This is a genomic window from Serratia sp. YWN4 (genome assembly GCF_055790845.1).
In genome coordinates, this window is the sequence record NZ_CM147696.1 from 582,346 (window position 1) to 605,327 (window position 22,982).

26 protein-coding genes are annotated in these 22,982 nt (G+C 54.8%); 14 read left to right on the forward strand and 12 right to left on the reverse strand.

Going from position 1 to position 22,982, the window contains the following annotated elements; translation table 11 throughout:
- Nucleotide 1: 1 nt before the first annotated feature.
- From dagF to ACX9GT_RS02735, 3 genes are read left to right on the forward strand one after another with little or no spacing between them, the layout of a single operon-like run.
- On the forward strand, nt 2-742 hold the full coding sequence (gene dagF, locus ACX9GT_RS02725) for a 2-dehydro-3-deoxy-phosphogluconate aldolase (RefSeq protein WP_473189704.1): 741 nt from the start codon (nt 2-4) through the stop codon (nt 740-742).
- Nucleotides 743-795: 53 nt separating this feature from the next.
- Nucleotides 796-1,992 (forward strand): lactonase family protein, encoded by a 1,197-nt coding sequence (locus ACX9GT_RS02730; RefSeq protein WP_473189705.1) that lies wholly within the window; start codon nt 796-798, stop codon nt 1,990-1,992.
- A 51-nt stretch (nt 1,993-2,043) separates the two neighbouring features.
- On the forward strand, nt 2,044-3,960 hold the full coding sequence (locus ACX9GT_RS02735) for a BglG family transcription antiterminator (RefSeq protein ID WP_473189706.1): 1,917 nt from the start codon (nt 2,044-2,046) through the stop codon (nt 3,958-3,960).
- Between the two features lie 167 nt (nt 3,961-4,127).
- On the opposite strand, the gene ACX9GT_RS02740 is transcribed toward ACX9GT_RS02735, so the two are convergent.
- Nucleotides 4,128-5,255 (reverse strand): iron-containing alcohol dehydrogenase, encoded by a 1,128-nt coding sequence (locus ACX9GT_RS02740; RefSeq protein WP_473189707.1) that lies wholly within the window; start codon nt 5,253-5,255, stop codon nt 4,128-4,130.
- Between the two features lie 283 nt (nt 5,256-5,538).
- Here ACX9GT_RS02740 and ACX9GT_RS02745 point away from each other — a divergent pair, with 283 nt between their 5' ends.
- From ACX9GT_RS02745 to ACX9GT_RS02760, 4 genes are all read left to right on the forward strand, one after another.
- Complete coding sequence (locus ACX9GT_RS02745) at nt 5,539-6,303, forward strand: helix-turn-helix transcriptional regulator (protein WP_473189708.1); 765 nt, start codon at nt 5,539-5,541, stop codon at nt 6,301-6,303.
- Nucleotides 6,304-6,403: 100 nt separating this feature from the next.
- Nucleotides 6,404-7,705 (forward strand): NAD(P)/FAD-dependent oxidoreductase, encoded by a 1,302-nt coding sequence (locus ACX9GT_RS02750; protein ID WP_473189709.1) that lies wholly within the window; start codon nt 6,404-6,406, stop codon nt 7,703-7,705.
- A 41-nt stretch (nt 7,706-7,746) separates the two neighbouring features.
- The gene (locus tag ACX9GT_RS02755; RefSeq protein ID WP_473189710.1) at nt 7,747-8,112 is read left to right on the forward strand and encodes a cupin domain-containing protein; all 366 of its coding nucleotides are present in this window, start codon (nt 7,747-7,749) and stop codon (nt 8,110-8,112) included.
- Nucleotides 8,113-8,133: 21 nt separating this feature from the next.
- A complete protein-coding gene (locus tag ACX9GT_RS02760; RefSeq protein ID WP_473189711.1) occupies nt 8,134-9,627 on the forward strand; it encodes an aldehyde dehydrogenase family protein in 1,494 nt (497 codons plus the stop codon).
- A 32-nt stretch (nt 9,628-9,659) separates the two neighbouring features.
- Here ACX9GT_RS02760 and npr read toward each other — a convergent pair whose 3' ends face one another.
- From npr to ACX9GT_RS02815, 11 genes are all read right to left on the reverse strand, one after another.
- Nucleotides 9,660-9,932 (reverse strand): PTS phosphocarrier protein NPr, encoded by a 273-nt coding sequence (npr, locus tag ACX9GT_RS02765; RefSeq protein WP_459400196.1) that lies wholly within the window; start codon nt 9,930-9,932, stop codon nt 9,660-9,662.
- Complete coding sequence (rapZ, locus tag ACX9GT_RS02770; RefSeq protein WP_473189712.1) at nt 9,929-10,783, reverse strand: RNase adapter RapZ; 855 nt, start codon at nt 10,781-10,783, stop codon at nt 9,929-9,931. The genes npr and rapZ overlap by 4 nt, the downstream gene beginning before the upstream one ends.
- Nucleotides 10,784-10,916: 133 nt before the next feature.
- Nucleotides 10,917-11,378, reverse strand: a complete 462-nt coding sequence (gene ptsN / locus ACX9GT_RS02775; RefSeq protein ID WP_473189713.1) for a PTS IIA-like nitrogen regulatory protein PtsN — start codon at nt 11,376-11,378, stop codon at nt 10,917-10,919.
- Between the two features lie 229 nt (nt 11,379-11,607).
- Nucleotides 11,608-11,895 (reverse strand): ribosome hibernation promoting factor, encoded by a 288-nt coding sequence (gene hpf, locus ACX9GT_RS02780; RefSeq protein ID WP_411753371.1) that lies wholly within the window; start codon nt 11,893-11,895, stop codon nt 11,608-11,610.
- Nucleotides 11,896-11,918: 23 nt separating this feature from the next.
- Nucleotides 11,919-13,352 (reverse strand): RNA polymerase factor sigma-54, encoded by a 1,434-nt coding sequence (gene rpoN / locus ACX9GT_RS02785; RefSeq protein ID WP_473189714.1) that lies wholly within the window; start codon nt 13,350-13,352, stop codon nt 11,919-11,921.
- Between the two features lie 30 nt (nt 13,353-13,382).
- A complete protein-coding gene (gene lptB, locus ACX9GT_RS02790; protein ID WP_473189715.1) occupies nt 13,383-14,108 on the reverse strand; it encodes an LPS export ABC transporter ATP-binding protein in 726 nt (241 codons plus the stop codon).
- A 6-nt stretch (nt 14,109-14,114) separates the two neighbouring features.
- Nucleotides 14,115-14,654 (reverse strand): lipopolysaccharide ABC transporter substrate-binding protein LptA, encoded by a 540-nt coding sequence (gene lptA, locus ACX9GT_RS02795; RefSeq protein ID WP_473189716.1) that lies wholly within the window; start codon nt 14,652-14,654, stop codon nt 14,115-14,117.
- Complete coding sequence (gene lptC, locus ACX9GT_RS02800) at nt 14,623-15,201, reverse strand: LPS export ABC transporter periplasmic protein LptC (RefSeq protein ID WP_473189717.1); 579 nt, start codon at nt 15,199-15,201, stop codon at nt 14,623-14,625. Before lptC ends, lptA begins: the two co-directional genes overlap by 32 nt.
- Nucleotides 15,198-15,752 (reverse strand): 3-deoxy-manno-octulosonate-8-phosphatase KdsC, encoded by a 555-nt coding sequence (gene kdsC, locus ACX9GT_RS02805; RefSeq protein ID WP_473189718.1) that lies wholly within the window; start codon nt 15,750-15,752, stop codon nt 15,198-15,200. The genes lptC and kdsC overlap by 4 nt, the downstream gene beginning before the upstream one ends.
- A 17-nt stretch (nt 15,753-15,769) precedes the next feature.
- Nucleotides 15,770-16,756, reverse strand: coding sequence for an arabinose-5-phosphate isomerase KdsD (gene kdsD, locus ACX9GT_RS02810; protein ID WP_473189719.1), 987 nt, complete (start codon nt 16,754-16,756; stop codon nt 15,770-15,772).
- A gap of 15 nt (nt 16,757-16,771) precedes the next feature.
- Nucleotides 16,772-17,752 (reverse strand): calcium/sodium antiporter, encoded by a 981-nt coding sequence (locus ACX9GT_RS02815; protein ID WP_473189720.1) that lies wholly within the window; start codon nt 17,750-17,752, stop codon nt 16,772-16,774.
- 430 nt (nt 17,753-18,182) lie between these two features.
- Here ACX9GT_RS02815 and mlaF point away from each other — a divergent pair, with 430 nt between their 5' ends.
- From mlaF to murA, 7 genes are all read left to right on the forward strand, one after another.
- The gene (gene mlaF / locus ACX9GT_RS02820; RefSeq protein ID WP_473189721.1) at nt 18,183-18,998 is read left to right on the forward strand and encodes a phospholipid ABC transporter ATP-binding protein MlaF; all 816 of its coding nucleotides are present in this window, start codon (nt 18,183-18,185) and stop codon (nt 18,996-18,998) included.
- Nucleotides 18,999-19,002: 4 nt separating this feature from the next.
- Nucleotides 19,003-19,785, forward strand: a complete 783-nt coding sequence (gene mlaE / locus ACX9GT_RS02825) for a lipid asymmetry maintenance ABC transporter permease subunit MlaE (RefSeq protein ID WP_473189722.1) — start codon at nt 19,003-19,005, stop codon at nt 19,783-19,785.
- A 4-nt stretch (nt 19,786-19,789) separates the two neighbouring features.
- Nucleotides 19,790-20,326, forward strand: coding sequence for an outer membrane lipid asymmetry maintenance protein MlaD (mlaD, locus tag ACX9GT_RS02830; RefSeq protein ID WP_473189723.1), 537 nt, complete (start codon nt 19,790-19,792; stop codon nt 20,324-20,326).
- Nucleotides 20,327-20,340: 14 nt separating this feature from the next.
- Nucleotides 20,341-20,970 (forward strand): phospholipid-binding protein MlaC, encoded by a 630-nt coding sequence (gene mlaC, locus ACX9GT_RS02835; RefSeq protein WP_473189724.1) that lies wholly within the window; start codon nt 20,341-20,343, stop codon nt 20,968-20,970.
- Nucleotides 20,970-21,272 (forward strand): lipid asymmetry maintenance protein MlaB, encoded by a 303-nt coding sequence (gene mlaB / locus ACX9GT_RS02840; RefSeq protein WP_473189725.1) that lies wholly within the window; start codon nt 20,970-20,972, stop codon nt 21,270-21,272. The genes mlaC and mlaB overlap by 1 nt, the downstream gene beginning before the upstream one ends.
- A 129-nt stretch (nt 21,273-21,401) precedes the next feature.
- Entirely contained in the window at nt 21,402-21,656 is a 255-nt protein-coding gene (gene ibaG / locus ACX9GT_RS02845) for a BolA family iron metabolism protein IbaG (protein WP_473189726.1), read from the forward strand.
- Nucleotides 21,657-21,710: 54 nt separating this feature from the next.
- Nucleotides 21,711-22,970: a UDP-N-acetylglucosamine 1-carboxyvinyltransferase gene (gene murA, locus ACX9GT_RS02850; RefSeq protein WP_473189727.1), complete on the forward strand. Its 1,260-nt coding sequence runs from the start codon at nt 21,711-21,713 to the stop codon at nt 22,968-22,970.
- Nucleotides 22,971-22,982 lie beyond the last annotated feature (12 nt).

The following is a 22,982-nucleotide window of genomic DNA, read 5'->3' on the forward strand; positions in this document are numbered from 1 at the left end:
CATGAAGCTGAAGCCGAATTACTATAAAGACCGCGTGTGTCTGAACGTGTTGGCCGGTTCGAAAAGCAACGCGCAGGAAATTTATGATGCGGCCCAAGGGCATGTGCTGGTGGGCGTGCTGTCCAAAAATTACCTGGATGTGGACAGCGCGGTAACGGATATGGTGCGCTATGCCCGTTTGATCGAAAACGCGCTTTCCATCGGGCTGGGCGCAGGCGATCCGAAACAGTCAAATATGGTCAGCCTGATCGCCAAGCAGGTGCAGCCACAGCATGTGAATCAGGTGTTTACCGGCGTTGGTGCCAGCCGTGCGCTGCTGGGGCAGAGCGAAACCGTGGTCAACGGCCTGGTATCCCCGACCGGCCGCGTGGGTTTTGTGAAAATCTCCACCGGGCCGCTGAGCGCGCAGGCAGCAGACGGCATCGTGCCGGTAGAAACGGCGATTGCTTTGCTGAAAGACATGGGCGGCAGCTCGATCAAGTATTTCCCGATGGGCGGCCTGAAGCATAAAGAAGAATTCCAGTATGTGGCGCAGGCCTGTGCCGAGCATGACTTCTTGCTGGAGCCAACCGGGGGGATCGATCTGGAAAACTACGAAGCCATTATGGAGATCGCGCTGGTTGCTGGTGTAAAGCAGGTGATCCCGCACATTTACAGTTCCATCATTGATTCCGCCAGCGGCAATACCCGCCCGCGGGATGTGAAAACCCTGCTGGCGATGACCAAGAAGTTGGTGGGCTAGGTCACGGACGCTGGGGAGATCGTGCGCCCCTTTCTCTGTTAAAAAGGATAACTATGCGAAACTCTTTACGAATCACAACGCTATCCCTGGCGCTGCTGGCGGTTGCCAGCCCGGCACTGCATGCTGAGGATGTAATGAAATCCCCATCGTCACATTTTGCCTATATTGGCACCTATAATCCTAACGGTGAGGGCGTTTACCGGGTGCGGGTAGACGCGAAAAGCGGTGCGCTGAGCGACAAAACGTTGGTCAGCAAGCTGCCGAATCCGGCGCAACTGGTGGTGGATGCCAAAGGGCAAACGCTCTACGTGGCCAGCGAAGTGGCGGATTTTAACGGCACTCAGCACGGCGGCATTGTCGCTTATCGCATCAACCCGCAAGACGGCAGCCTGACGCCGCTTAATCAGGTGGATTCGCAGGGCGCTGGGCCGGTTTACCTTTCTCTGCTGCCAGACGGGCGGCATTTGCTGGTGGCTAACTATGTCAGCGGCAGCGTGGCGGCCTTTCCGCTAGACGCTGAGGGCAAATTGGGTGAGGCCAGTTCGGTGCAGCAGGGCGCAGGCCCGGCGGGTGCGGCTAAACCCGCAGGCGCGGTGGAGGGCAGTTTTGCCATCAGCGATCACAACGGCCCGCACGCGCATATGATTGCCAGCGATCCGAGCGGTAAATTTGTGTTCTCTACCGATTTGGGGTTGGATCGTATCTACCAGTGGCGTTTTGATAACGGTAACGGCAAGTTAACGCCGAACGATCCGCCATGGATTAGCGCTTCTTCTGCGGGTGCCGGGCCGCGCCACTTTGTATTTCATCCAGACGGCAAAACGGTGCTGTTGATCAACGAAGAGGCATCGACACTGACCAGCTATCGTTTCGACAGCCAGAACGGCACGCTGAAGCAGCTTCAGGTTGTTTCAAGCCTACCTGCTGACTATCGGGGCACCAGCTTTGCTGCTGGCTTGGCATTGAGTGCCGAGGGGAAAAACCTGTACGTCGCTAACCGTTTGCACAACAGCATTGCGCAGTTCAGCGTCGGCGGCGATGGCGAACTGAAACCGGTGGCCGAGGTTTGGACGCGGGGGGATTATCCGCGCACTATCACGTTGGATCCGAGTGGCCGCTACCTGTACGCACTGAATCAGCGCAGCGATAACATCACTCGTTTCAGCGTGGACAAGCAGAGCGGTAAACTCAGCTTTGTTGCAGGCTATACGCCGGTGGGCAGCCCTTCGCAAATGGTGTTTATGCCATAACCAGTGGCCCGTCCGGCGTGTTCGGGCGGGCACGTTAATAACGGAAAGAGAATGGTGCGCTTCCCCTATCCACGTTTGGCTTATCTGTTTGATGCTTTGCAGTCTGAGACTTTGCCTCAGGAAGAACTGGCGAAGCGTTTTGCCGTGTCTACGCGAACCGTGCGTGCGGATATCACTGCGCTGAATGACATTCTGGAAAAATACGGTGCGCGGTTTGTGCATAACCGTGGGGCGGGCTATCGCCTGCAAGTGGATGATGCGGCGCTGTTCAACGCCTTGCAGCATCAGGAACGTAGAAAACAGGCTACCCCGCGCAGTGGGCAGGAACGGGTGCATTATCTGTTGATTCGTTTTTTGACCTCAGCCTTTTCCCTGAAGCTGGAAGATTTAGCTGACGAATGGTTTGTCAGCCGAGGCACCTTGCAAAACGATATGGCTGAGGTGAGAGAGCGTCTGGCGCATTACCAGTTAACCATTGAAACCAAACCGCGTTATGGCATGAAGCTGTTCGGGTCGGAAATGGCGATCCGCGCCTGCCTGACCGATCTGTTGTTTCAGCTGCATCTTGCCGATGCGGAAAACCCGTTGTTGAACAACGAGATCCTGCATCAGCCGCAGGTAGTGGCCTTTGCCGGGCTGCTGCATCCGCTGTTTTCGCAGTACGCTATCCGGCTGACGGATGAAGGCGAGCAATACCTGATTTTTTACTGTGCGGTGGCGCTACGGCGCATTATCGACGGCTATCCGCTGCCGGATTTTGAGGTTGAGGACGGTGATGATGCGGTCCGCAAAGTCTCCAGCCGGTTGGCAAGCGAACTGCGCAAAGCGGCAGGCAAAGAGATCTCGGCGGCGGAAGAAGCCTACTTGCGGGTGAATATTGCTGCCCGGCGCGTGCAGGAAGTGCAGCCGACGGAAATCAATGCCGATGATGAAGAGGCGCTGGTGGATTACATTCTGTCCTACATCAATGCGCACTATAACTACGATCTACAGGGCGACAAACAGCTGCGTGCCGATCTGCTCACCCATATCAAAACCATGATAACCAGGGTGAAATACCAGATCACCATCCCGAATCCGCTGCTGGCCAACATCAAGCAGCACTACCCAATGGCCTACGACGTGACGCTGGCGGCGGTATCCAGCTGGGGTAAACATACGCCTTATACCCTGAGTGAGAACGAAATCGGCTATCTGGTGCTGCATATCGGCGTCGGCCTGGAGCGGCATTACAATATCGGCTACGAGCGCCATCCGCAGGTGATGCTGGTGTGCGATACCGGTAATTCCACGGTACGCATGATCCAGGCGCAGATTGCCCGCAAGTACCCGCAACTGGTGATGACGCGCATCGTTTCGCTGCGGGATTACGAGATCCTCGGCCAGATCGACGAAGATTTTGTGATTTCCAACGCGCGTATCAGCGAGAAGAATAAGCCGGTGGTGGTGATGTCGCCGTTCCCGACCGAATATCAGCTCGAACAACTGGGCAAGCTGGTGCTGGTGGATCGCACCAAGCCGTACATGCTGGAAAAATTCTTCGATGCCGGTCATTTCATGATCGTCAACGAACCGCTGACGCAGGAGCAGCTGTTTAAAAAAGTCTGTACCCAGTTGGAGCGGGAAGATTACGTGGGCAGCGATTTTTACCCTTCGGTGGTTGAGCGTGAAGCGATCGTTTCCACCCTGCTGGGCGAGGGCATTGCTTTGCCACACTCACTGGGGCTGCTGGCGAAAAAGACCGTGGTGGTGACCTTATTGGCTCCGCAAGGCATTGCCTGGGGGGAGGGGGAGATCGCCCATGTGATATTCCTGCTGGCGATCAGTAAGAGTGATTACGAAGAAGCGATGGCGATTTACGATCTGTTCGTCACCTTTGTGCGCGAACGCTCGATGAGCCGCCTGCTGGGGAGTGATAATTTCGATAGCTTCAAGGCGGTGGCGTTAGACTGCCTGAGCCGGATTTGAATGACTCCTCTTCCGAAAGAAGAGGAGTCTGATGGTTTATTGTTCTTTCTTCTTGCCAAAGATTTTGATCAACGCGCCAACGATCAGGCCGACCGCGATGCCGGTTAAAATCCAGTCGATAATGCTCATGTTTGCTCTCTCACTATTCTATTGATCTGATTATATAATCATTCAATAGGGAACGCCCCTTCGATCATCAACTGCCGCTGTTGTTCTGAATAGGTAACCCAAGCGTTTTTGCTGTTGGATTTCTCCAAGAGGATGTTCAGTTCATGCCGGGTGAGCGGTAAATCGTTCTGCCAGAATGGCACGATGGCATTGCGGGTAATGAAGTCGATCAGGAAATGCTCTGGGCTGCCCTGTTCCTTAGGGAACAAGCGCCGGGCAAGTTCTGCCATCAAGGCCCGCTGCTGTGGGTGCTCACTTTCATTGAGCAGTTCCAAGAAAGGTAACAGCAGGCGGGCGCATACCTGGCCGTGGTGGTAATTACGTAATGCGCCAATCTCGCCAGCAATGCCGTGGATCACCCCTAACCCTGCCATACTCAGCGTCAGGCCACCCAGATGGGAAGCCTGCATGATTGCCGCCCGTGCCTCATCACTGTGTTTCAACATTGGCCAGGCGCTAAGGAAATGCTGGATACCGGCCAGTGACATGGCGCGTGACATGCTGCTGGCCGTTTTGGACAGATATGACTCAAGCAAATGCGTGAAAGCATCAATGGCGCAGTAGACCAGCACGTTGTCAGGTGCCCCTTTCAGCAGATCGGGATCGAGGATCGCTACCTGTGGAACAAAATTAGGGTGGCGTAAAGAGGCCTTCACTTTGCTGAGCCGGGTGTCGGTGATCACGGCGTTTTGCGTGGCCTCGCTGCCCGTACCCGCGGTGGTAGGAATGGCGATCACCGGCAGCGTCGCCCCGCTGATTTGGCTGTCACCGATTTTTTCCATGTAGCGCCGCGTGGGCAATGGGTGCTCGATGATTGCAGCAAAGGCTTTGGCGGCATCCAACACGCTGCCGCCGCCAATGGCAACCACTCTTTTTACCTTGCCACGCCAGCGTTCCACCCAGGCGTCGATCTCCTGCGGCGAAGCCTCATGAGTAATGACTTCGCTGCCAACCAGCAACGGCGTCAGCGCATCCGCCAGCGAAGAGTAAATGGGACTATTAATAAATGAGCGGCAGGTGAACAGCAGCGTCGCCTGAGGCTCAGCCTGCAACAGAGGGATCAGTTGCTGGATGCTACCGTTGCCGAACCAGGTCTGCCGGTTAGCAATCATTGGGCTAAAGGTCATGCTCTCTCCTTGTTGCACGTCGGCGTGGGAACCACAGCATAATTCAGCCCTTGGAAGTGAACCAATGCTTTTTACTGCACTAACCCTTAATTGTTAATATGTTAATTGCTGCCATTGGCCGAGCCTTGAGCCAAGAGGCCGAACTTGTGATTTGATTAACATGTAAACAATTACGGCCTTGCATTCTTGCTGGTTGAATGCTTTTTATAGCCTATGGCCCAAATCATCCGGTTATGATCGGGAAAAACCTTAATGTTAATTTGTTAATGATTTCGGGGACGGCATGGATATTCAGATCGAAAGATTATCAGCGGTGATCGACGCAGTGGCGACCCGTCAGTTCTATCCTCATCTGCTGGCTTACCTGGAAGGGTTCTTTGCTTTTGATAATGCCATCGTTTATGCCTTCGAGCGTGGTCAGGCACCACGTTGCTTGATGAAGACCGAAAAGGAAAATAGTGATGCGGTAAACCAGATTTATCAGCAGGGGGCTTATCTTGAGGATCCTTTTTACCGCGCGCTGAACGACAGTGGGCATGGGGAGGTGTTTACCCTGCGCCAATTGGCTCCGTGCGGTTTTTATCAGACAGATTATTACCGCAACTTCTACCGTAAAACCGGCTGGCATGATGAGGCCGGTGTGTTGCTGCAACTGACGCCGGAGCGTGGCTTGGGGGTATTTTTCGGTTCTGCGCGGCAAACGGTAGGGGTGCGCGCTCCCCGTCTGGCAGATCTACGCGGGGCGTTAACGCTGGTGAAAAGCGTCGCGCGGCTGCACAGCGAGGTGGTGCCCGCTAACGTGCCGGTATCTGCAACTCCGCTGGCAGATAATGCCGCTCAGGCGCGTTATGCATTGACGCCGCGTGAGCGTGAGATTGTCGATCTGATCCTCAGCGGTAACGGCTCGCAGCAGGTTGCCGAAAGGCTGTTTATCAGCCTGGGTACGGTAAAAAATCACCGCAAGAATATCTATAGCAAGCTGAAGATCGGTTCTCAGGCCGAGTTGTTCAGCCTGTTTCTCACCACGCCGCTGCGGCGCAGCGCATAATGTTAAAATTCTGTTGCAAATATCCCTAAAGGGACATAGCCGCCTGTACTCACTCTCCTGATAATCCAAGCTAAGGCAATGGGTAAACGGGAGTGCAGGAATGAATAATGAAATCGAATCGTTAACCTACTACGCGGCGACTAAGAAATACGATCTGCGCTTCCCGACGCTGGAAGAGGATCTGGACGTTGACGTGGTGATCATCGGCGGTGGCTTTTCTGGCATTAACACCGCGCTGGAACTGGCGGAAAAAGGCATCACCAACATTGCCATTCTGGAAGGCCGCTATCTGGGCTACGGCGGCACCGGCCGCAACGGCGGGCAGGTGATGGCCGGGATCGGCCACGATCTGGAAAAGATCAAACGCCACGTTGGCCCGGCCGGGCTGGAAACTATTTTCAAGATCAGCAACCTGGGGGCCGGGATCATCCGTGAACGGATCAAAAAATACGATATCAATGCCGATTTCTGCTTCGGTTACGGCTATCTGGGCAGTAATGCGCGGCAGGAGAAAACCCTGCGTAGCTGGCTGAAGGAGTTCAGGGCGGTTTCACCGGATGAAGAGATCGAACTTTATACCGGTTCTGAGGTGAAACAGGTGGTGGGTTCCGATGCGTATATCTGCGCCTTGAAACATATGGGCGGCGGCCACGTCCACTCGCTCAACCTGCTGCTGGGGGAAGCGCAAGCGCTGACGGGTTATGGCGTAAAAATCTTCGAGAACAGCAGCGTGCTGAATGTGGAATACGGTTCGCATATTACCGTGCGCACGGCGATGGGCTCGGTGCGTGCCAAGAAAATGCTCTGGGCCTGCAACGGTTTCCTTAACGGCATGGAGCCTTTTATCTACGGCAAAACCATTAATACCTATGCCTTCCAGCTGGCTACCGAGCCTTTGTCTGACGAACTGATTCGCCAGATCAGCCCGATCCGCGGCGCTTACAGCGATATCCGGCCGGTGATCGACTACTACCGCGTCACCAACGAGAACCGGTTGCTGTTTGGCAGCACGACCCGCTTGGTCGAGTACATTCCATCGGATCTGAAAGCCTGGAACCGCAATCTGATGCTGAAGGTATTCCCGTACCTGAAAGACGTGAAGATTGATCTGGCCTGGGGCGGGCCGCTGTGTTGTAGCGCCAATCTGTTCCCGCAGATCGGTACCTTGCCACAGCACGACAATGTGTTCTACGTGCAGGGGTATTCCGGCTTTGGCGTAACGCCGAGCCACATCGTTTGCAAGGTGTTGGCGGAAGGCATGAGTGAGGGATCCGATCGTTACGATCTGATGAGTTCGATCCCGCATATCAATATCTTCGGTAAAGACAAACTGCGTCGGGTGATGACCACCGCCGGTAAGGTCTGGCATCAGACTTCGGGCTACTGGAAGGGCCGCCGTTAATCTCGACCAAAACCCCATCATTGATTTTAAAAGGAAAAACCATGAAACCATTACTGCTTAAGCAAGCATTACCAGAACTGCTGCAAATCGGCAGCGTCAGTAATCTGGGCGCAACGGTCGTTGCCGGTGAACCGAACGTTGGTGTGGCGATGATCTTTGGTGAACCGTCGGACAACCTGAACTGCGGCGTCTTTAGCTGTACCCGTGGCGTGTTCGTGATGGAATATCCGTTTACTGAGCATGCTACCGTGTGGGAAGGCACCGCGACGCTGACCAACGAAAACACCGGCGAATCGGTGCATTATCAAGCCGGTGATTCCTGGTTTGTGGAAAAAGGCACCCCGGTACGCTGGGAAATTACCTCCGATCGCTTTGTTAAGCACTATCTGGCGATTGTTGCAGGCTAACGCTGAAAAGAGGGTGAGGCGATGACTGACATTACGCTGTTGCCGCAGGTGACGGCATTTCTGGGCCGCGATCATGGTCACTACATTAACGGCCAGTTACTGACTGGAACAGGAACGGAAAAGTTTGCGGTGGTTAACCCGGCCACCGGGCAGGCCATTGCGCAGGTTATTGAAGGTGGGCAGGAAGAGGTGGATGCCGCAATGCAGGCGGCGTTTGCCGCTTTCCACGGTGCCTGGGCGCTGGTTTCGCCGATGGAGCGTGGTAATTGCTTGACGCGCTTGGCCGATTTGTTACAAACGCACCGTGAAGAGTTGGCCCAGTTGGAAAGCCTGTGTTCCGGTAAAACCATTCAACTGGCGCGTGGCCTGGAAATCGATATGGCCGCGCAGTTCCTGCGCTACTTTGCCGGTTGGTCGAGCAAAATCAGTGGGGAAACGCTCAACGTTTCATTGCCTTCTTTCCGGGGGGAACAATATACCGCCTTCACCCGGCGTGAACCGCTGGGTGTGGTGGTGGGCATTATCCCGTGGAATTTCTCGATCATGATCGCCATCTGGAAGCTGGCTGCGGCGCTGACCTGCGGCTGCACGGTGGTGCTGAAACCCAGTGAATATACGCCGCTGACCATGCTGCGGGTGGCTGAGCTGGCAAAAGCTGCGGGGATCCCGGACGGTGCGCTTAACGTGATCAACGGTTCCGGCGCACGTTTGGGCCCGGCGCTGATCGCTCACCCTCATTGCGCCAAAGTGACCTTTACCGGCTCGGTGCCGACCGGCATCGCCGTGGGTAAAGCCGCCATGGAGCAGGGGATTGTGCGCACCACGCTGGAGTTGGGCGGTAAAAATGGCGCAGCGTTTCTGGCCGATGTCTCTGTCGACAAGATGGTCGATGGCATTATCGAAGCCGGTTACCTGAATCAGGGGCAGATCTGCGCGGCGGCCGAGCGTTTTTACCTGCCCGCCAGCCATATTGATGAGGTGTTGGAAAAGCTGACGCAGCGTTTGGGCGCCATGAAGGTAGGGTCGTCACTGGATGAAACTACCGAAGTCGGTCCGTTGGCCAACGAAGCCCATTACCGCAAGGTGCTCGGTCTGTTCGATCAGGCGCGTGCCGAAGGCAGCCAGATTGTCTGCGGCGGCCATGCGCTCGCTGGCCCCGGTTTCTTTGTGGCCCCGACGGCGATCCGCGCCAATGGGCCGAACGATCTGCTGATGCGCGAGGAAACCTTCGGCCCGGTGGGCACGTTCCTGGCCTATGAAGACGAAGAACAGATGATCGCCATGATGAATGATTCACCTTACGGCCTGGCCGCCAGCCTGTGGACCAACGATCTCAGCAAGGCGATGCGCATGATCCCACGGATCGAAGCCGGTACGGTGTGGATCAATATGCACACCTTCCTCGATCCGGCGTTGCCGTTCGGCGGGGTGAAATCGTCAGGGATTGGGCGTGAGTTTGGCAGCGCGTTTATCGAGCATTATACCGAACTGAAATCGGTGATGATAAGATACTGATAAAAAACCCCTTTTCTTAAATGAGAAGGGGATTAATCCTCGTCAAAGCCGGAATTAAACAGCTCAATCACCGCCGCCAAAGCCTGTTGTTCTTGCGGCCCGGTGGCTTCAATTTCTATCTGGCGGCCTTGAGCGGAATCCAGCATCAGCAGCGCTATCACACTGCTGGCTTCCGCTTCGGTGCCGCTGTCATTGCGCAGCAGCACCTCGGCGTCAAAACTCTGCACCAGTTCAAACAGCTTCATCGCTGGCCGGGCATGCATGCCCAGCCGGTTTTTGATTTCTACCGTCTGCTTGACCGTCATTGCTTGCGTTTTTCCAGCGTGCGGTGGCGTGATTGCACGTTCTTGCCGCGCGAACGGAAATAATCAGCCAGCTGTTCTGCCACATACACCGAACGGTGTTTACCGCCGGTACAGCCGATGGCCACGGTCAGATAGCTGCGATTGTTGGTTTCCAGCATCGGCAGCCACAGTTCCAGATAGCTACGCGTCTGGTAGATGAAGTTATGCACTTCGGTGTGGCGATCGAGGAACGACGCCACCGGTTTATCCAGGCCGGTCATCGGGCGCAGTTTGGGATCCCAGTGCGGGTTCGGCAGGAAACGCACGTCGAACACATAGTCGGCATCAATAGGAAGACCGTGCTTGAAGCCGAAGGATTCAAACACCATCGTCAACTCGCGCTCGCGTTTACCCAGCAGACGGGTACGCAGCATTTCGGCCAGTTCATGCACCGACATCTCTGAGGTGTCGATGATCAGATCGGCGCGTGAACGCAGGGGTTCGAGCAAATCACTTTCTTCATCGATCGCGCTTTCCAGCGACAGATTTTTGGCAGAAAGAGGATGCAGGCGGCGAGTATCACTGTAGCGGCGGATCAGGGTATTGCGATCGGCGTCGAGGAACAGCAACTGCGGCGAAAAGCTCTCCGGCAACTGAGTCATTGCGTATTCGAACACTTCCGGTGATTCGGGCATGTTACGCACGTCAATGCTCACCGCCGCAGAGGTATTACGCTCAGCCAGCGTTTGAGCGAGCTGAGGCAGCAGGACTACCGGCAGGTTATCAACGCAGTAAAAACCCATATCTTCCAGCGCCCGTAGGGCGACAGACTTCCCTGAACCGGAACGGCCGCTGACAATCATCAGCACCATGTGGCAACTCCCCCTGGCATCTCAATGGCGCTTATCGCCACCGTTAGGATCTTTTATTATCCAGGCCGTAGCCTGGATGCATTATCAGTAAAACAGTAGCTTTTTCATGGCTGAAAGTCACGCCAGCCAACGGTTATTCGGTGATAATCTGATAAAGTTCGTCGTCGGTCTGCGCAGCCCGCAGGCGGCGGCAGACGGTTTTGTCCGCCAGCCGTTTGGCGACCAGCGACAGCGTATGCAAATGCGTTTTGCACTGATCGGCCGGGACCAGCAAGGCGAACAGCAGATCGACCGGCTGGTTGTCAATGGCGTCAAAGGCGATGGGTTGTTCCAGACGGATAAACACGCCAACGGCACGCAGGGTGTCCTCTTCCAGCTTGCCATGGGGGATCGCGATACCGTTGCCGATACCGGTACTGCCCATGCGCTCCCGGGTGAGAACTGCCTCAAACACCACCTGCGAAGGCAGGTTGAGCTGCTTGGCGGCCAATTCGCTGATAATTTCCAACGCCCGTTTCTTGCTGGTGCAGTGTACCGAGCTTTTGGTGCACTCGATGTTTAATACCGAGCTTAATTGCATTATTTCGTTGTTCATCTCATCTTCACTTAAAAAACCTCATCGAACGCTGTGACTGGCGATTTGAAACCACCGCGGGTGGTGTGCAAACTGCCTGTGCCGATTACGCTTAATGAATCGGTTTTTTTCGCCGGTGTAACCCTGATGGCTGATCGGCGAGCCCATTCAGGGTAACACGCCGAGGGTTGCCTGGTAGCCAATGACTACAATTTGGGCTGCTTTCGCTAAGGCGATTGCGGCCTTAATGTCAGTGCTGCTTGAGTTTGTCTTTATGCTTGTTCAATTGGCGCGCCAGTTTATCGATCAGGCAGTCAATTGCGGCATACATATCTTCTTTTTCCGAGGTGGCGTGCAACTCGCCTCCATTCACATGCACCGTTGCTTCAGCAATCTGCTGCACTTTTTCCACACTGAGAACGACATACACCTGATTAATGCGATCAAAATACTGTTCGAGTTTGGCGAACTTGGTGTTCACGAACTCACGCATGGGTTCAGTGACTTCGATGTGGTGTCCGGTAATGTTGAGCTGCATAATGTCTTCCTTCTCTATTGAGGTCAAATCAACTGTTTGCGCTGATTTGACGGCGGGATGGACAAAGACTCTCGGTACTTGGCAACGGTGCGGCGTGCCACCATGATCCCCTGATCGGAAAGTATAGTGGTCAGTTTGCTGTCGCTAAGCGGTTTAGCGGGGTTTTCCGCCGCAATCAATTTCTTCACCAACGCACGGATCGCCGTGGAGGAGGCTTCGCCGCCGCTGTCGGTATTCACATGGCTGGAGAAGAAATATTTCAATTCAAAAATGCCTCGCGGGCTGTGCAGAAACTTCTGCGTGGTCACGCGCGAGATGGTCGATTCGTGCATCTCCACGACCTGGGCAATATCGGCCAGCACCATGGGTTTCATAAATTCTTCCCCCTGTTCAAAGAACGCTTCCTGCTGATCGACAATGCAGCGGGTCACTTTGAGCAGAGTCTCGTTCCGGCTTTCCAGGCTTTTAATCAGCCATTTCGCTTCCTGTAGATTGCTGCGGATAAACTGGCCGTCGGCATCGTTGCGCACGTTATTCCCAAGCGCCGCATACTGCTGGTTGATCTTCAGCCGTGGGATGCTGTCGGTATTGAGTTCAACCTGCCATTTATCTTGTACCTTGCGCACCAGCACATCCGGGATCACATACTCTGATTCACCGGTGTTGATCGACTGACCAGGGCGCGGATCGAGCGACTGGATCAGCGCCATCGCTTCTTTCAGTGTATCTTCTTTTAAGCGAGTTGTTCGTATCAGGCTGCGAAAGTCGTGATTGGCCAGCAAATCCAGATGATGACTGACGATTAATTGTGCTTCGGCCAGATAAGGCGTGTCTTTGGCGTATTGAGAAAGCTGGATCAGCAGGCAATCACGCAGATCGCGCGCGGCAACGCCGATCGGATCAAAGCGCTGTACGCGTTTCAATACCGCTTCGACTTCGTCCATGGTCACATTGTCATCACCGAGGCTTTCCAGAATATCTTCCAGCGGCACGGTGAGATAGCCGGTATCATCAACGGCGTCGACGATCGAGGTGGCAATGGCCGCGTCGGTATCGGAAAACGGCGTTAAATCCACCTGCCACATCAGATAGTCCTGCAACGTCTGGGTGGTTTCTCCCTGGTAGACCGGGAGTTCATCATCGCTGTAATCGATGCTGTTACCGGACGGAGTCCCTGCGGTGTAGATTTCGTCCCAGGTGGCATCCAGAGGCAGCTCTTCGGGCATATCCTTCTGTTCCAGCGCTTCACGGGTATCCAGCGCTTCGGTCTCGGGCCGTTCTTCGGTGTCGATCTCGTCGTGCAGGTCGGTTTGTTCAAGCAGTGGGTTGCTCTCTAACGCCAGTTGGATTTCCTGCTGGAGCTCAAGCGTGGACAGTTGCAGCAGACGTATCGCCTGCTGTAACTGGGGAGTCATCGCCAATTGTTGGCTGAGCCTGAGTTGCAAACCTTGCTTCATAATCTTCAGGTTACTTCCGTTAGCTAGAACCTAGAGGCGGAATTCTTCGCCCAGATAAACGCGTTTCACTTGCTCATCGGCCAGAATAGCATCTGGCGTGCCATGGGCAATCAATTTGCCTTGGCTGACGATGTAGGCGCGTTCACACACGTCCAGCGTTTCGCGCACGTTGTGGTCAGTGATCAGCACGCCCAGGCCGCTGTCACGCAGGTGCTCGATGATTTTCTTGATATCGATAACGGAAATCGGGTCAACCCCGGCAAAGGGTTCATCCAGCAGGATGAATTTCGGATTGGCGGCCAGCGCCCGGGCAATTTCCACGCGGCGGCGTTCACCACCGGAAAGTGACTGGCCCAGGTTGTCGCGCAGATGAGAAATATGAAACTCTTCCATCAGCTCTACCGCACGATCGGCGCGCTGTTCACTGGTGAGATCGTCACGGATCTCCAGCACGGCCATCAGGTTGTCGTAAACGCTCAGGCGACGGAAGATCGAGGCTTCCTGTGGCAGATAGCCGATACCGCGGCGCGCACGCGCATGCAGCGGCAGAATACTGATGTCTTCTTCATCGATGGCGATACGCCCGGCATCGCGCTGAACGATACCCACGACCATGTAGAAAGTGGTGGTCTTACCGGCACCGTTTGGGCCTAGCAGGCCGACGATTTCGCCGGATTTCACTTTCAGGCTGACGTCTTCAACGACTTTGCGGCCTTTATAGGCTTTCGCCAGATGTTCTGCGATGAGTGTTGCCATAAGTGATTAGTTACTCTTCTTTTGACCGTTTTTGTCTTGCAATTGTGATGGCACCAGCACCGTGGTCACGCGTTTGCCTTTATCGCTGAACGCCTGCATCTGCTGCTGTTGCACCAGATAGGTGATGCGATCGCCCTGCACATTGCTATCGAGCTGCTCCAGATAGGCATTGCCGGTGAGCGTGACTAACTGGGTGGCAACGTCGTAACGAACTTTCTGCGCATGGCCTTTCACCGGCTTGCCGTTATCCTGCATCTGGTAAAACGTGACCGGAGTGCCAAAGGCTTCAATGTAGGTCTTGTTCTGATCGCCGCCAGGGCGAGTGACCACCACTTTATCGGCTTTGATCTCAATGGTGCCCTGCTTGATCACCACTTCGTCGGTAAAGGTGCTGACGTTGCTCTGCATATCCAGCGATTGTTTCAGTGAATTGATATTCACCGGCTGATCGGCGTCGGATTTCAACGCCAGAACCGGAGTGCTGGCGGTCAAAACGAGGCTGGCGATCAACAGATTACGGAGTTGTTTTTTGGTTCTGAATTTCATAGTTGGTCTTGACCTTATCAATCAGCTCAGCGGTTTTGTCCCGCAAGTTCCCACGCATTCTCATGCCGTTAGAGGTAAAATTGGTCCCGAACAGGGTCACTTCATCATCGGAATAGACATCCTGTGTGACCAGATTAACCCGAGCATTGTCCGTTTTGATTTTTTCTAGTTGCGAGGTGGTGGTCAGGCTGTTCACCTCAACGTGGCCGTACAGATACAGCATACGATCCTTGGTCAGCTTGGCGCGATCGGCACGTACCGACCAGGTGGCCACGGCATTCTGATCAAACAGCGTCATCACCGGCTGGGTGAACCAGCTTAATTCATCAGCGGTGTAATACTTCACCTCTTCGGCCACCAGTTTATAGTTCAGCTTACCGGTTGGGCTGTACACCACGGTCACGGTATGTTGACTCTGGTAGGTCGGATCCTGATGATTGATCGGTGTTGAATTCTCATCATCGCTGAAATCAGCCATATTCCAGCCGATCAGCGCCAGGACGATCACCGCCAGTATCAGGGTGATCCAAAGTTTGGTTTTACTCATATTGACAACCCTTTGGCCCCTTCCAGCTTGTTCTGAGCCAAAAGAATAATGTCACACAGTTCACGCACGGCACCGCGCCCACCAGCAATGCGGGTAACGTAATGAGCACGCGGTGTCAGCAGCGGATGCGCATCCGCCACGGCGACCGCCAGCCCCACTTCGGCCATCACCGGCCAGTCGATCAGATCGTCACCGATGTAGGCCACTTCATCAGGCGCTAACGACAGTTTATCCAACAGTTCACGGTAGGCCAAAAGCTTATCGGATTGGCCCTGATACAGATGGGTGATATCCAGCGTTTTTGCGCGATCTTCCAGCAGCTTGGCTGAGCGGCCGGTGATGATGGCGACGTCAATACCCGAGGTTTTCAGGCAGCGGATGCCATAGCCATCGCGCACGTTGAAGGCTTTCAGCTCTTCACCCTGGTTGCCCATGTAGATCAGACCGTCTGACAGCACACCGTCGACATCACAAATCAGCAGGCGGATCTTCCCGGCTCGTGCCATTACGCTTTCAGTTACCGGCCCGTAGCAGGTTTCGATCAGGCTCATTCACTTCGTTCCTTTCATTAGACGACGCCGGCGCGCAGCATGTCATGCATATGTACCACACCCAGCAACTGGTCGCCATCAGCAACCAGCACGGCGGTGATATGGCGTTGCTGCATCAGGTTGAGTACATCAACCGCCAGCATGTTCGGGCGCACCCGGATGCCGCCCAGCGTCATCACATCGGTGATTTTGGCATTGTTGAGATCGATGCCCATATCAAATACCCGGCGTAAGTCACCGTCGGTAAAGATCCCGGCGATTTTCATCAGATCGTTACAGATCACCGTCATGCCGAGGTTTTTGCGGGTGATCTCCAGCAAAGCATCGCGCAGAGAGGCATCGGCGCTCACCTGTGGGATCTCATCGCCGCTGTGCATGATATCGCTGACGCGCAGCAACAGGCGGCGGCCAAGCGCCCCGCCAGGGTGCGACAGCGCAAAATCTTCTGGCGTAAAACCGCGCGCTTTCAGCAGCGACACCGCCAGGGCATCGCCCATCACCAACGTGGCCGTGGTGCTGGTGGTGGGCGCTAGGCCGAGCGGGCAGGCTTCTTGCGGCACCTTAATGCACAGATGCACTTCCGCCGCTTTGCCCATCGAACTTTCCGGGTTGTTGGTCAGGCAAATCAGCGGGATCTGCTGGCGTTTCAGCACCGGGATCAAGGCCAGAATCTCATTGGATTCGCCGGAATTGGAGATGGCCAACACGATGTCCTGCGCTGAAACCATGCCAAGATCGCCGTGGCTGGCTTCTGCCGGATGCACGAAGAACGCCGGGGTGCCGGTGCTGGCCAAGGTGGCGGCAATTTTGCTGCCGATGTGGCCGGACTTGCCCATGCCCATGACGACGACTTTGCCGCAGCAGGCGGCGATCATTTCGCAGGCGCGGGTAAAATCGGCATTGATGTACTGATCAAGCTGGGCCAGGCCGTCGCGCTCAATCTGAAGCACTTCTCTGCCCGCCTGCTGAAAATCAAAGCCCGGTTGCCACTGAATGTTCGACATACTCATTCCCATCACTTAGCCAAAAAACGCGCTGAAAGGGTTAAACAACAACACCGCAAGATACGCAATAAAACCACATAATAACAGAGCACCTGCCAGATGGCCGATGCGATGTTTACGCCCGATGCACAAGGCGCTGAGCAGGATACTGGCCGCCAGCATCACCCAGTAATCGCGCTGGAAAGCGGCAGCATCAATACTGCCCGGCGACAGCAGGGCAGGGACGCCCAGAACAATCACCGTGTTAAAAATATTGGAGCCGATGATATTACCAATCGCCATATCATCTTCACCCTTTAGTGCTCCGGCAATCGAGGTGGCCAGTTCGGGCAGGCTGGTACCGATGGCAATAATCGTCAGGCCGACCACCAGTTCGCTGAGGGCGAAGTAATGGGCAATCACCGTGGCGTTGTCGACGATCATCTTCGAAGAGAGCGGCAGGATGATAAATGCCAGCACCAGCCACAGCACCGCCACGGTGTTGCTGCTGTCCTGTGGCAGTTCGGCGAGTTGTTCCATGGTCAGGCTGTCATTGCCTTCGCGCTGGGCCTGGCGGGCGATTTTCAGCATCAGCAAAATAAACCCGGCGGCTGCGGCCAGCAACAGCACGCCATCCAACCTGCTGAGGCTGTTGTTCATCAGCACAAAGCCACACAGCACGGTGACGGCTAACATCAGCGGCAGTTCGCGCCGCAGGATCTCTGAACGTGCGGCCAAAGGATGGATCAGGGCTGCCACCCCCAGGATCAGTAAAATATTGGCGATGTTGGAACCTAAAACGTTGCCGACGGCCATATCGGTCTGCCCGTTCAGCGCCGCCGTTACCGAAACGATCAGTTCCGGCAGGGAAGTGCCGATACCGACAATGGTCATACCGATAATCAGCGGTGGCACGCCCAAGGAACGGCTGATCACCGCCGCACCATAAACTAATCGATCCGCTCCATACACCAGTAAAAATAAACCAACGATTAACAATACTATCGCGAGAAACATGCAGGGTCCTTTATTGGGTATAATCCCCTGGTTTTCAGGTTGCAGTGTTGTGGGTTATGCACGTTCACCCCAGTGATTGGGGCACCGACTGACCGCCTGGCTACAACTTGAAATCCATTGGGTATCATCCCGGTTCGTTGGTAAAGCCGAAATTCGGCCATCTTGCTTGCCCATCGTTGTGCAAAGAACAACGTATTTTCCCGGCTAAAAGTCGAACAGTTTCATTTTTTTGCATTATTTCTTAATTTTGACTGCCTGAAGCCTAAAAGTAAAACCAATGGCATCATTGGTAGCAAAATGGCGATAAGTTTTTGTAAAGATAAGACGCACTGCGTCTGTTGCTTTAACATCACGGATAGATTTAGAGCCTGCCCAGTCGCCCTATTGAAGCAGGCTCTTAGCAAGAATGACCGGTAAAGGATCAATAAACATGCACCAGAAGGCAGATAATTTGGTCGAAGTGCGCGGTATGAGCTTCTCTCGCGGCGATCGGCTGATATTCGAAGACATCAATCTGACGGTCCCTCGTGGCAAAATAACGGCGATCATGGGGCCATCGGGGATTGGCAAAACCACGCTGTTACGCCTGATCGGTGGCCAGTTAGCGCCAGATCGCGGCGAGATCTGGTTTGATGGTGATAACATTCCTGCATTATCACGCCATCAACTGTACGAATCGCGTAAAAAAATGAGCATGCTGTTCCAATCGGGGGCGCTGTTCACCGATCTGACGGTTTTTGAAAACGTGGCTTTTCCGCTGCGTGAACACAGCCGCCTGCCGGAGCCGATCTTGCGCAGTACGGTGCTGATGAAGCTCGAGGCCGTGGGTTTGCGTGGCGCTGCTGAACTGATGCCAAACGAGCTGTCTGGTGGGATGGCGCGGCGTGCCGCACTGGCGCGGGCCATTGCGCTGGATCCGGAATTGATCATGTTCGACGAGCCTTTTGTCGGCCAGGATCCGATCACCATGGGCGTGTTGGTCAAGCTGATTGACGAGCTGAATCATGCGCTGGGTATCACTTGCATCGTGGTGTCACATGATGTGCCAGAAGTGTTGAGCATTGCTGATTACGCCTATATCGTGGCGGATCACCATGTGATTGCCGAGGGTACAGCACCGCAATTGCAGAACAACCCTGATGCGCGCGTGCGTCAGTTTCTGGATGGTATTGCCGATGGGCCGGTACCGTTCCGCTATCCGGCCAGTGATTACCAGACTGAGCTTCTAAGGAATGGGAGTAATTAACTTCATGTTTTTACAGGCGTTAGCGTCGTTAGGGCGCCGTGGCATCAACACCAGCGCTTCCTTTGGGCGCGCCGGGCTGATGCTGTTCCACGCGCTGGTCGGGCGGCCAGAACCGCGTAAGCAGTGGCCGCTGTTGATCAAGCAACTTTATAGCGTGGGCGTGCAATCGTTATTGATCATCATGGTTTCCGGCGTGTTTATCGGCATGGTATTGGGGCTGCAAGGCTACCTGGTACTAACCACCTACAGCGCAGAGGCCAGCTTGGGTATGATGGTGGCGCTATCGCTGCTGCGTGAACTGGGGCCGGTGGTGACCGCGCTGCTGTTCGCTGGCCGTGCCGGTTCTGCCTTGACCGCCGAGATTGGTCTGATGAAAGCGACAGAGCAGCTATCGAGCTTGGAAATGATGGCAGTCGATCCGCTGCGGCGCATCGTTGCCCCGCGTTTCTGGGCTGGCTTGATCAGCATGCCGCTGCTGACGATCATTTTCGTTGCCGTCGGGATCTGGGGCGGATCGGTAGTGGGCGTGGATTGGAAAGGGATCGACAGCGGTTTCTTCTGGTCGGCGATGCAAGGGGCGGTGGAATGGCGCAAAGATTTACTCAACTGCCTGATCAAAAGCGTGGTATTTGCTATTACCGTCACCTGGATTGCGATCTTCAACGGCTATGATGCGGTGCCGACTTCTGAAGGGATTAGCCGGGCAACGACAAGGACCGTGGTACATTCGTCACTGGCGGTGTTGGGATTGGATTTTGTGCTGACTGCACTGATGTTTGGGAATTAATTCGATGCAAACGAAGAAGAGTGAAATCTGGGTTGGGGCGTTTATGCTGATTGCACTGTGTGCTGTCGTGTTCCTCTGTCTCCAGGTGGCCAATATTAAGTCGATCGGCAATGAGCCGACCTACCGTATCTATGCCACCTTCGATAATATCGGTGGCCTGAAAGCGCGTTCCCCGGTGAAAATCGGTGGTGTGGTGATTGGCCGGGTGGCTGAGATCTCACTCGATGCAAAAACCTACACCCCGCGTGTGGCACTGGATATTCAGAATAAATACAACCAGATCCCGGATACCAGTTCTCTGGCGATCCGTACCTCCGGCCTGTTGGGGGAGCAGTATCTGGCGTTGAACGTCGGTTTTGAAGATCCTGATATGGGCACCGCCATTCTGAAGGATGGCGGAACCCTTCAGGACACCAAGTCAGCCATGGTGCTGGAAGATTTGATCGGCCAGTTTTTGTATAAGAGTGGCGATAGTGCGGGCAAACCGGCCGCGGCAACGCCCGCAGCCGATGCTGTTCCACAACCAGCCCCAAGTCATTAAGAGAGGAAGCCTGCATGTTTAAACGTTTACTGATGGTGGCTCTGCTGGTGGTTGCACCGCTGGCTTCTGCGGTTGATCAGACCAACCCTTATAGCCTGATGCAGGATGCTGCGGATAAAACCTTCACACGGCTGAAAACCGAACAGCCGAAAATCAAGCAGGATCCCAACTATCTGCGTACCATCGTGCATGAAGAGTTGATGCCGTTTGTTCAGGTGAAATATGCCGGTGCGCTGGTATTGGGCCGTTACTACAAAGAAGCCACTCCTGAGCAGCGTGAGGCCTATTTTGCCGCCTTCCAGGCTTATCTGGAGCAGGCTTACGGCCAGGCACTGGCGCTGTACCATGGCCAGACCTACCAGATCGAACCGGCGCAGCCTGTGGGTGATGCTGATATTATCGCTATTCGTGTGACGATCATTGATAACGGCAGCCGCCCACCGGTGCGCCTGGATTTCCAATGGCGTAAAAACAGCAAGACCGGCTACTGGCAGGCGTATGACATGATCGCCGAAGGCGTCAGTATGATCACCACCAAGCAGAACGAGTGGGCGTCGACTCTGCGCACCAAAGGGGTTGATGGCCTGACGCAGCAGTTGCTGATTGCTGCCAAGCAGCCGATCACGCTGGATCAGAAAAAGTGATGGCCGAGGCATTAAGCTGGGAATCACAACAGCAAACGCTGACCCTGCGCGGCGTACTGACTCGCGAAACGCTGCTGGCACTGTGGCAACAGCGCGAGGCGCTGATGGCGGATAAAACCACCCTTGACGTAGCGCAGTTACAGCGCGTTGACTCTTCCGGCTTGGCAATGTTGCTGCATTTGCGCGAACAGCAGCACCAGCAGGGTATCGAGTTAAAAATTTCCGGCGTGACAGAACGGTTGCAAACGTTGATTACGCTCTACAATCTGCAAGCGATAATGCCTGCCGATACCGTCAGTTAGCCACAGTTTTGGCTGGCTGCGTGCTGAAAGCCCCTATTACCGAGGGGCTTTTTCTTTAGTTTAAGAAAGCGTCGGATTCCACTAAGATACAAGGCTGATGATGATCCTTTTGATACAGAACTGGATACTATGGAAAATAGCGAAATTAAAGACGTACTGATGCGCGCGTTGGTACTGGATGAAGTCCATGTTACCGGTGATGGTAGCCACTTTCAGGTGATCGTGGTGGGTGAACTGTTCGCCACCCTGAGCCGCGTCAAAAAACAGCAGACCGTCTATGCGCCGTTGATGGAATACATCGCGGATAATCGCATTCATGCTTTGTCGATCAAAACATTCACGCCAGAAGAGTGGAAGCGGGATCGCAAGCTCAACGGATTTTAAGGCTGTTTGCCCTGTCAGGCAGGCAGCTCAGAACAAATAACAGAGAATAGTCAAATGGATAAATTTCGTGTGCAGGGCCGGACCCGTCTGAGCGGGGAAGTGACCATTTCCGGGGCAAAGAATGCCGCCCTGCCGATCCTGTTTGCCGCGCTGTTGGCGGAAGAGCCTGTCGAGTTGCAGAATGTCCCGAAGCTGAAGGACATTGACACTACCATCAAATTACTCAGCCAGTTAGGCACCAAAATCGAGCGTAATGGCTCGGTGTTCGTTGATGCCAGCGAGGTTAACGAGTTCTGTGCGCCGTACGATCTGGTGAAAACCATGCGTGCATCCATCTGGGCCTTGGGGCCGTTGGTTGCACGTTTTGGTCGTGGTCAGGTTTCGCTGCCGGGTGGTTGTGCCATCGGCGCACGTCCGGTTGATTTGCATATCACCGGCCTGGAACAATTGGGTGCTGAGATCAAACTGGAAGAGGGCTACGTCAAGGCTTCCGTGGACGGGCGCTTGAAAGGCGCAAATATCGTGATGGATAAGGTCAGCGTAGGCGCGACCGTGACCATTATGAGCGCGGCAACCTTGGCGACGGGCACCACCACCATTGAGAACGCCGCACGTGAGCCGGAAATTGTCGATACCGCCAACTTCCTCAACACGCTGGGCGCCAAAATCAGCGGTGCAGGCACTGACCGCATCACTATTGAAGGCGTTGAGCGTTTGGGCGGCGGCGTTTATCGCGTGCTGCCTGACCGTATCGAAACAGGCACTTTCCTGGTGGCTGCGGCAGTTTCTGGCGGCAAAGTTCTGTGTCGCAATACGCGCCCGGATACGCTGGATGCGGTGCTGGCCAAGTTACGTGAAGCCGGAGCCGACATTGAAGTGGGTGCCGACTGGATCAGCCTGGATATGCATGGCAAACGCCCGAAAGCGGTAACCGTGCGTACTGCGCCGCACCCGGGGTTCCCGACCGATATGCAGGCGCAGTTCAGCTTGCTGAACCTGGTGGCAGAAGGCACCGGTGTGATCACCGAAACCATCTTTGAAAACCGTTTCATGCACGTTCCTGAACTGATTCGCATGGGGGCTCATGCGGAGATCGAGAGCAATACCGTGATTTGCCACGGTGTTGAGCAGCTTTCCGGTGCGCAGGTGATGGCAACGGATCTGCGTGCTTCCGCTTGCCTGGTGCTGGCAGGTTGTATTGCTGAAGGCGTGACGATGGTTGATCGTATCTATCATATCGATCGTGGTTATGAAGGTATCGAAAACAAGCTGCGCGCGCTGGGTGCCAATATCGAGCGGGTGAAAGAAGCGTAAGGCTACCGTTTG

Bases quoted from the DNA above. Each gene is read 5' to 3' on its own strand.
- dagF (WP_473189704.1), top strand. From the start codon at position 2: ATGAAGCTGAAGCCGAATTACTATAAAGACCGCGTGTGTCTGAACGTG.
- ACX9GT_RS02730 (WP_473189705.1), top strand. From the start codon at position 796: ATGCGAAACTCTTTACGAATCACAACGCTATCCCTGGCGCTGCTGGCG.
- ACX9GT_RS02735 (WP_473189706.1), top strand. From the start codon at position 2,044: ATGGTGCGCTTCCCCTATCCACGTTTGGCTTATCTGTTTGATGCTTTG.
- ACX9GT_RS02740 (WP_473189707.1), bottom strand. From the start codon at position 5,255: ATGACCTTTAGCCCAATGATTGCTAACCGGCAGACCTGGTTCGGCAAC.
- ACX9GT_RS02745 (WP_473189708.1), top strand. From the start codon at position 5,539: ATGGATATTCAGATCGAAAGATTATCAGCGGTGATCGACGCAGTGGCG.
- ACX9GT_RS02750 (WP_473189709.1), top strand. From the start codon at position 6,404: ATGAATAATGAAATCGAATCGTTAACCTACTACGCGGCGACTAAGAAA.
- ACX9GT_RS02755 (WP_473189710.1), top strand. From the start codon at position 7,747: ATGAAACCATTACTGCTTAAGCAAGCATTACCAGAACTGCTGCAAATC.
- ACX9GT_RS02760 (WP_473189711.1), top strand. From the start codon at position 8,134: ATGACTGACATTACGCTGTTGCCGCAGGTGACGGCATTTCTGGGCCGC.
- npr (WP_459400196.1), bottom strand. From the start codon at position 9,932: ATGACGGTCAAGCAGACGGTAGAAATCAAAAACCGGCTGGGCATGCAT.
- rapZ (WP_473189712.1), bottom strand. From the start codon at position 10,783: ATGGTGCTGATGATTGTCAGCGGCCGTTCCGGTTCAGGGAAGTCTGTC.
- ptsN (WP_473189713.1), bottom strand. From the start codon at position 11,378: ATGAACAACGAAATAATGCAATTAAGCTCGGTATTAAACATCGAGTGC.
- hpf (WP_411753371.1), bottom strand. From the start codon at position 11,895: ATGCAGCTCAACATTACCGGACACCACATCGAAGTCACTGAACCCATG.
- rpoN (WP_473189714.1), bottom strand. From the start codon at position 13,352: ATGAAGCAAGGTTTGCAACTCAGGCTCAGCCAACAATTGGCGATGACT.
- lptB (WP_473189715.1), bottom strand. From the start codon at position 14,108: ATGGCAACACTCATCGCAGAACATCTGGCGAAAGCCTATAAAGGCCGC.
- lptA (WP_473189716.1), bottom strand. From the start codon at position 14,654: ATGAAATTCAGAACCAAAAAACAACTCCGTAATCTGTTGATCGCCAGC.
- lptC (WP_473189717.1), bottom strand. From the start codon at position 15,201: ATGAGTAAAACCAAACTTTGGATCACCCTGATACTGGCGGTGATCGTC.
- kdsC (WP_473189718.1), bottom strand. From the start codon at position 15,752: ATGAGCCTGATCGAAACCTGCTACGGGCCGGTAACTGAAAGCGTAATG.
- kdsD (WP_473189719.1), bottom strand. From the start codon at position 16,756: ATGTCGAACATTCAGTGGCAACCGGGCTTTGATTTTCAGCAGGCGGGC.
- ACX9GT_RS02815 (WP_473189720.1), bottom strand. From the start codon at position 17,752: ATGTTTCTCGCGATAGTATTGTTAATCGTTGGTTTATTTTTACTGGTG.
- mlaF (WP_473189721.1), top strand. From the start codon at position 18,183: ATGCACCAGAAGGCAGATAATTTGGTCGAAGTGCGCGGTATGAGCTTC.
- mlaE (WP_473189722.1), top strand. From the start codon at position 19,003: ATGTTTTTACAGGCGTTAGCGTCGTTAGGGCGCCGTGGCATCAACACC.
- mlaD (WP_473189723.1), top strand. From the start codon at position 19,790: ATGCAAACGAAGAAGAGTGAAATCTGGGTTGGGGCGTTTATGCTGATT.
- mlaC (WP_473189724.1), top strand. From the start codon at position 20,341: ATGTTTAAACGTTTACTGATGGTGGCTCTGCTGGTGGTTGCACCGCTG.
- mlaB (WP_473189725.1), top strand. From the start codon at position 20,970: ATGGCCGAGGCATTAAGCTGGGAATCACAACAGCAAACGCTGACCCTG.
- ibaG (WP_473189726.1), top strand. From the start codon at position 21,402: ATGGAAAATAGCGAAATTAAAGACGTACTGATGCGCGCGTTGGTACTG.
- murA (WP_473189727.1), top strand. From the start codon at position 21,711: ATGGATAAATTTCGTGTGCAGGGCCGGACCCGTCTGAGCGGGGAAGTG.